General features: G+C 71.2%; 7 protein-coding genes. 5 read left to right on the forward strand and 2 right to left on the reverse strand.

Annotation, left to right across the window (positions count from 1 at the left end; genetic code table 11):
• The 4 genes from L0H79_RS19355 to L0H79_RS19370 form a co-directional block, all read left to right on the forward strand.
• Positions 1–821: ABC transporter ATP-binding protein (locus L0H79_RS19355; protein WP_301486277.1), on the forward strand; the 821-nt coding region annotated here is incomplete at its 5' end.
• Positions 818–1657 carry an ABC transporter permease gene (locus tag L0H79_RS19360; protein ID WP_301486278.1) on the forward strand — a complete coding sequence of 280 codons (840 nt, stop codon included), beginning with the start codon at positions 818–820 and terminating at the stop codon, positions 1655–1657. The genes L0H79_RS19355 and L0H79_RS19360, both read left to right, overlap by 4 nt.
• A 51-nt stretch (positions 1658–1708) precedes the next feature.
• Positions 1709–3049 carry a sensor histidine kinase gene (locus L0H79_RS19365; RefSeq protein WP_301486279.1) on the forward strand — a complete coding sequence of 447 codons (1341 nt, stop codon included), beginning with the start codon at positions 1709–1711 and terminating at the stop codon, positions 3047–3049.
• Positions 3046–3684, forward strand: coding sequence for a response regulator transcription factor (locus L0H79_RS19370; RefSeq protein WP_301486280.1), 639 nt, complete (start codon positions 3046–3048; stop codon positions 3682–3684). Before L0H79_RS19365 ends, L0H79_RS19370 begins: the two co-directional genes overlap by 4 nt.
• A 125-nt stretch (positions 3685–3809) precedes the next feature.
• Here the strand turns inward: L0H79_RS19370 and L0H79_RS19375 are convergent, their stop codons facing one another.
• A complete protein-coding gene (locus tag L0H79_RS19375; protein ID WP_301486281.1) occupies positions 3810–4211 on the reverse strand; it encodes an SHOCT domain-containing protein in 402 nt (133 codons plus the stop codon).
• Between the two features lie 224 nt (positions 4212–4435).
• Positions 4436–5641, reverse strand: a complete 1206-nt coding sequence (locus tag L0H79_RS19380; RefSeq protein ID WP_301486282.1) for an N-acetylmuramoyl-L-alanine amidase — start codon at positions 5639–5641, stop codon at positions 4436–4438.
• 371 nt (positions 5642–6012) lie between these two features.
• Here L0H79_RS19380 and L0H79_RS19385 point away from each other — a divergent pair, with 371 nt between their 5' ends.
• The gene (locus tag L0H79_RS19385; protein WP_301486283.1) at positions 6013–6810 is read left to right on the forward strand and encodes a bifunctional 2-polyprenyl-6-hydroxyphenol methylase/3-demethylubiquinol 3-O-methyltransferase UbiG; all 798 of its coding nucleotides are present in this window, start codon (positions 6013–6015) and stop codon (positions 6808–6810) included.
• Positions 6811–6841 lie beyond the last annotated feature (31 nt).

Consider the following 6841-nt stretch of genomic DNA (forward strand, 5'->3'; position numbering starts at 1 on the left):
GCCCCAACGGCGCGGGCAAGACGACGACCGTCGAGTGCCTGCTCGGTCTGCGCCGGCGCGACGCCGGCCGGGTCTGCGTCCTCGGTCTCGACCCGGCCATCGACCACGAGCGGATCACGACCGTGGTCGGCGCACAGCTGCAGGAGGCCGCGCTGCCGGACAAGCTGACCGTCCGCGAGGCGCTGGAGCTGCATGCCGCCTTCCACGCGCGTCCGATGGGCCTGGACGACCTCGTGGACCGGCTCGGTCTGCGATCGGCCTTGCACACCCGGTTCGCCAAGCTCTCCGGAGGCCAGCGGCAACGCCTGTCGATCGCCCTGGCCCTGATCGGGCGTCCCCGGATCGCCGTCCTCGACGAGCTGACGACGGGCCTGGACCCGGCCGCTCGTCGCGAAACCTGGGGTCTGGTGCGCGAGCTGCGCGACACGGGGGTGACGGTCCTGCTCGTGACCCACTCCATGGAGGAGGCCGAGCGGCTCTGCGACCGCCTCGCGGTCATCGACGCCGGAGTCGTCACCGCGTCCGGAACTCCCGCCCAGATCACCGAGAGCGTGGCCCCCGACCAGACGATGCGTTTCGTCCCGTCCCTCCCGGTGGACCCGGCCGACCTGGCCGACCTGCCCGGGGTGCGCAGCGCACGCCGCAACGACGAGGAGATCGTCGTCACCGGTCCCGACGGCGTCGTGCAGGCGGTCATCGCAGAGCTGATCCGCCGCGACATCCTGGCCAAGCGCCTCCGGGTCGAGCAGGCCGGTCTCGACGACGCCTTCGTCGCCTTGACCACCCGCACCACCGACGTGCTCGAGGAGGAGCGGGCATGAGCGCCGACCGACGCGAGGACCCGACCGAGCGCCGGCGAGGCGGGTCCCACGCTCTGCGTGGGCGGCCCGCAGCGACGGGAAGAGGCGCGGCAACGGGCATGACCGCCTACACCGCCATGACCCGCGCCGAGGGCAGGCTCATGCTGCGCGAGCCGATGCTGACCTTCTGGGCCTGCGTCTTCCCGGTCCTGCTCCTCGGCATCTTCGGGCTGATCCCGGTCTTCCGGACCGCCGACCCCGAAACCGGTGTGCGCCTGATCGAGCTCTACCTGCCCGTGCTGATCCTGCTGTCGATCTGCTTCATCGCGGTGACCGGGCTGCCGAGCATCCTCGGCACCTACCGGGAGCGCAAGATCCTCAAGCGGCTCGCGACGACACCCGCAGGATGGCGCCGGCTCATCGCGGCCCAGCTGACTCTGATCGGAGGCGTGATCCTCGTCATGGCGGTCGTGCTCCTCGCGGTCGGGCGCGCCGCCTTCGCGGTGCCCCTGCCCGGCAACCCAGCGGCATACCTGCTCGTCCTGGTGCTCGTGACCGCGGCGATGCTCGCCCTCGGGCTGCTCGTCGGGGCGCTCACGCCCTCGGCGAAGGTCGCCTCGGCCCTCGGCTCGATGGCCTTCTTCCCGCTGATGTTCTTCGGCGGGCTCTGGCTGCCGGTGCAGGCGATGCCCGAGGTGCTGCAGACGATCAGTGGGTTCACCCCGCTCGGGGCCGGGTCGCTCGCGCTGCACGAGGCTGCCACCGGTCAGTGGCCAGCTGCGCTGCACCTGCTCGTCCTCGCCGCGTATGCCGCCGGGCTGGGGTGGGCGGCCGTGCGCTGGTTCCGCTGGGAGTAGCGCCATGATCATCTGCCCGGGCAGCCCGCTCCAGCCGCGTACGATCGAATGATGGCGCAGGCGCAGGACGGGCGCGTGCTCGCCGCCGCCGAGCAGCGTTGGCGGCGACGTGAGACGACCTTCTTCCGGTGGCTTCCGCACGGGCTGCTCCTGATCATCACGACCGTCGTCCTGCTCGGCGCCCTTTCCCGGATCACACCGGTGGTCCTGCTCGGCCTGGTCCTGGCCACATCGCTGTGGGAGGCGTGCTGGTCGACGGCCCGAGTGCGCCGCTCGACCCGCGGTAGCCCCGGCCTCGGGCGGGCGGGGCGGCTGGGCTGGGCCGCGGACCTGACCTACCTCGCCGGCCTCTTCGTGCTCACCGCTGGCCTCGACCTGGCCCACCCGCTCTACGGCTTCTTCACCTGGTTCCTCTTCATCCGTACGTTCGACGTCGCCCGCGGGTGGCCCCGCTGGGTCGGGGTCGTTGTCATTGCCGGTCTGATCAGCTGGACGCAGTCGGGCTCGCCGGTGCAGCTGACCAGCGGCTTGCTCGTCTTCTGGGCCGCCCTGCTGGTCATGAACGCCGGGATCGCGGTCGCCGTCGTCCGCTTCATGGAGGCCTCCGAACGGCACGGGCAACGCCGGCAGGAGCTGCTGGCCGAGCTCGAGGCGAGCAACGAGCGGCTGCAGCAGGTCCTGGCCGAGAACGCCAGCCTGTACGACCAGCTGCTCGCCCAGGCCCACGAGGCAGGGGTGCAGGCCGAACGGGAGCGCTTCGCCGGGGAGGTCCACGACACGATCGCGCAGGGGCTGGCCGGCGTGATCACCCAGCTCGAGGCCCTGGAACGGGCCGGCTCACCGCAGGAGCGGCATCGTCACGCGGGCCAGGCCAAGCAGATCGCCCGGGACTCGCTCGCCGAGGCCCGCCGGTTCCTGGCCGCGGTCGGCCCGGAGCGGCTCGAGCAGGCCCGGCTCCCGGACGCGGTGCGTGAGCTGGCGGCGAGCTGGGCCGCGCAGAGTGGTGTCGCAGCCCGCGTGGAGGTGGTCGGGACCGTGGGAGCCGTGGCCGCCGATGCCGAGGTGGCCCTGTATCGCGCCGCCCAGGAGGCACTGACCAATGTCGCCAAGCACGCGTGTGCCTCGCGTGCCGTGGTGACCCTCTCGTACACGGATACCGCCATCCTGCTCGACGTCCGCGATGACGGCTGCGGCTGTGACGCCACGGCACCGGCCCACGGCACCGGCTTCGGCCTGCGGTCGATGCGCCGGCGGGTCGCCGCCCTGGGTGGCCAGGTCACTCTCGAGTCCGAGCCCGGCGCCGGCGCGACGCTCAGCGCCGTCATCCCGACCCGGGTGCCGATGCCAGCGGCGCCGAGCGGATTGCGCAGCGGGCTCGAGGAGCCGGCGTGACCGCGACAGCCGGGCCGATCCGGGTGCTGGTCGTGGACGACCATCCGGTCGTCCGGGACGGCCTCGAGGGGATGCTCGGCGGCAGCCCGGACATCGACGTCGTCGGCGCCTGTGGGGACGGCGAGGCGGCGCTGTCGTTCGTGGGGGCTCACCAGGTCGACGTGGTGCTGATGGACCTGCGGATGCCGGGGATGGGCGGGGTCGAGGCGATCCGCGCACTGACCGAACGCGCGCCCGGAGTGCGGGTGCTCGTCGTGACGACCTTCGACACCGACGCCGACGTGCTGCCTGCGATCGAGGCCGGTGCCACCGGCTACCTGCTCAAGGACAGCACCGCGGACACGCTCCTGGCCGGGATCCGTTCCGCGCACGCCGGGCGGGCGACGCTGTCCCCCACGGTCGCGGACCGTCTCGTCACCTCGGTGCGGGCCCCGTCCGCAGGCACCCTCAGCCCCCGCGAACGCGAGGTGCTGATCCTGGCTGCCGACGGCGCGACGAACAAGGACATCGCCGGCCGGCTCTTCGTCAGCGAGACGACGGTCAAGACCCACCTGCTGCACGTCTTCGACAAGCTCGGGGTCCGCGACCGGGCCTCCGCCGTGAGCGAGGGCCATCGCCGGGGCATCCTGCGCTGACCCGCCCGCGATCGCCTGACCCACCCGCGACCTGAACCCGGAACGAGCAGAGCCCCCGCACATCGTCCGATGGCGGGGGCTCTGGTCAGCTCAGGGATGGTGGTTGGCCAACCCCAGGGTCAGGGTCAGGCAAGCGCCTTCGCCTTGAGCGAGTCGAACTCCGTCTGGGTGATGGAGCCGGCGTCGAGCAGTTCCTTGGCCTTGGCGATCTCCGTCGCCGGCCCGCCGACTGGCCCGCCGCCCGCGACTGAACGGATGTAGGAGTCGGCCGCGTCCTGTTGCGCCCTCGCCTGGGCAACGGACCGACCGGCCATGCCGCGGCCCCGCGCGATGAGGTAGATCAGCGCGGTCAGGAACGGGACGAACATCAGGAAGAGCAGCCAGACGGCCTTCGCCCAGCCGGAGAGCTCCCGGTCGCGGAACAGGTCGACGATGATGCTGAACAGGGCGATCAGCCAGGCGACGAACACGAAGATGGTGAAGAACATCCAGATGAAGTCCCAGACGTGGGACAGGAAATCGTCCATGGGGCGATCCTTTCGGAGAGACGGAGTGACGTGTGGGAGGCCGTGCGGAGCAACGGCTCGATCTCGGACATCCGAGAGAACGCACACCTTCGATCCCGCCGAGACGCCCTGCGCTGACGGACCCCCACCAGTGGACGCTCGGCGCTGATCCTGCCTGATGCACAGGCAGGTATGCAAACTGGATGGGTGGGGGTTGGTGGGTGGTGCTTGGGCAGGGACGCGACTCAACCGGCCGAGGAGGCCCCCGATGCCTTCCGGGCGACCATCGCCTCGAGGTGACGGCGTAGGTCCGACAACCGCAGCATCCCGGTCTGTCCCACATCCGCGTCCCCCAGATACATCCGCTGAAGGGCCACCACGACGCCCTCCGCCATCCGGTCGAGGACGACCGGTTGGGCGAGCAGGGCGGCGTCGCCGGGATGGGTGAGATAGCCGTAGTCGAGGCGCACGGCAGGCATCCGGGTCCGCCGCAGCAGGGCCCAGGTCTGGGCGTGCGAGCGACAGTCGGTCAGGCCGGTGCGCGCGACGACCTCGCGTAGCATGAGGTCGGCGAAGCGCTCGCCGATGATCGACCAACCGGCGTGGTCGCGATGCCCGTAGAAGAAGGTCGCGACGCCGTGGCCGGACGTCCCGTTCGTGTGGTCGCTGTGCAGGGTCAGCAAGAGGTCCGCGTCGCGGGCGTTGGCGAAGGCCGCGCGGTCCTCCTCGGAACCGCCCTCGGTCCGCCCGGTGTGCGTGAACACGACGTTGGCGCCGTGCGCGGACAATCGTCCCTCGATGCGGGCTGCGATGCCCAGGGCGACGGAGGCCTCGGTCAGCCCGTCCGGCCCGATGACGCCAGGGTCGTCACCGCCGTGCCCGGGGTCGAGCACGATCGTGCGTCCAGCCAGGCTCGGCCCGCTCTGACGCAGGTGTTCGCGCTCGCGAAGGGCATTGGCCGAGCCTCCCCGCACACTCCGTCGCAGCGCGTCGAAGGCCCGCATCGTCTCCGGGCCGACGATTCCGTCGCTGACGAGCCCGACTGCGGTCTGGAAGGCCCGCACCGCCGCATCGGTCTCGGGCCCATGGATCCCGTCGACCTTGGCGACGCTGAAGCCGAGTCCCGCGAGCCGTTCCTGCAGCGCAACGACGTCGTCGCCCTCGAGGAACCGGCCGGGGGTGTACCGCAGCACCCGGTCCCCAAGCTGCCACCGCGCGCCGTCGAGGATGGTGAACGTCGCCCGCCCGACGATTCCGTCGACGATGAGCCCTCGGCGCTGCTGGAAGGCGCGGACCGCCTGCTCGACCTCGCCGTCATAGAGCATCTCCCGACGATCGGCCGTGGCGAACCTGGACGGTAGGTCGCCGGTGATCACGAGGCGGTCACACACGTCGGCGACGGCTGGCCCGCGGTCGCCTGACCGGAGAGCGTCCACGGTTCGCGTCGTCATCCGGGCTCCTTCTCGCCTTGGGCGCCGCCCGCCGACGGTCTGGTTCCAAGCGACGCAGTGCAGCCTATTACGCGACGCGGCCGCGGCCGCCGAAGGCCACCTGCGAGTTTCCTGACGAGGGTGCCTGTCCACGCGGGAGGGCAGGATGCTGGGGTTGCAACCAAGCTCGCCGAGGTCGCCGTGCAGGAGGTCGCCCAGGAATGGGTCTTTGCGAGACGTCTCGAATGGTCTCTGCGGCCCCTGCCGCACGGGTGCCAGACACGGCACACTGCAGATGCGCATACAGTCAGCCCCATGTCACGGTATGAGTCAGGGGCTCGTCGAGGTCGGGCCCACCGTGGCGACAGGTTGACGATCATGGAGGTGAGGCGTTGAACGCCGGAGCTGGCCCCCTCGAGCCACTCGAGCCGATCCCCGAGACCTCTGAGGCCGAGCGGATGGTCGCCGACGAGCTGCCCATCGGCTCGACCGTCGAGCGCGCCGAGCGGGTCCGCGACTCGGTCCCCTTGTGGTTCCACACCTTTGCCCTGGCGCCCGGGATCTACACGCCGGGCATCGCCCGCGACCACGGCTACCGCCTGCCGGTGATGACGGCCGACCGCTTCGCGGGGCGCAGTGTGCTCGACATCGGCGCGTTCGACGGCTTCTACAGCTTCTTGGCCGAGGCCCGCCAGGCGCGCCGCGTCGTCGCGGTCGACAACGAGCAGTACATCGACTGGGTGCGCGCCCGGTTCGGGGTGACCCTGGCGGGCAGTGCCGGCTTCCGCGCGATCGCAGACCTGCTCGCCTCGCAGGTGCAGTACCAGCGCATGGACGCGCTGGACGTGCGTGAGCTCGGCGAGCGGTTCGACGTGGTGCTGTGCTTCGGTGTCCTGCACCGGGTGACCGACCCGATCACGCTGCTGCGAACGCTCGCCGACGTGCTGGCCTCTGGCGGTGAGGTCGTGGTGGAGACCTACGGCTCGCACCTGCCTGCCGGCGTCCCTGCGATCGAGGTGCACCAGCCTGGGGCGGTGAACTCGCGCGACGACTTCTTCTACTGGGGCTTCCCCGCCGAAGGTCTGCGCCGGCTTGCCCGCAGCGTGGGTCTGGGCGAGGTCACCGTCATCGACGAGCGCGATGTCGATGGTCATCCCCGGATCCTGGCCACGCTCCGCGCGGCCCGCTGATCAGCCATGGGGCAAGCAGGCTCAGGCGATG

Source organism: Intrasporangium sp., from assembly GCF_030452765.1.
Classification (GTDB): domain Bacteria; phylum Actinomycetota; class Actinomycetes; order Actinomycetales; family Dermatophilaceae; genus Intrasporangium_A.

Excerpts from the sequence above, each read along its gene's own strand:
- L0H79_RS19360 (WP_301486278.1), top strand. The coding sequence starts at position 818 with ATGAGCGCCGACCGACGCGAGGACCCGACCGAGCGCCGGCGAGGCGGG.
- L0H79_RS19365 (WP_301486279.1), top strand. The coding sequence starts at position 1,709 with ATGGCGCAGGCGCAGGACGGGCGCGTGCTCGCCGCCGCCGAGCAGCGT.
- L0H79_RS19375 (WP_301486281.1), bottom strand. The coding sequence starts at position 4,211 with ATGGACGATTTCCTGTCCCACGTCTGGGACTTCATCTGGATGTTCTTC.
- L0H79_RS19380 (WP_301486282.1), bottom strand. The coding sequence starts at position 5,641 with ATGACGACGCGAACCGTGGACGCTCTCCGGTCAGGCGACCGCGGGCCA.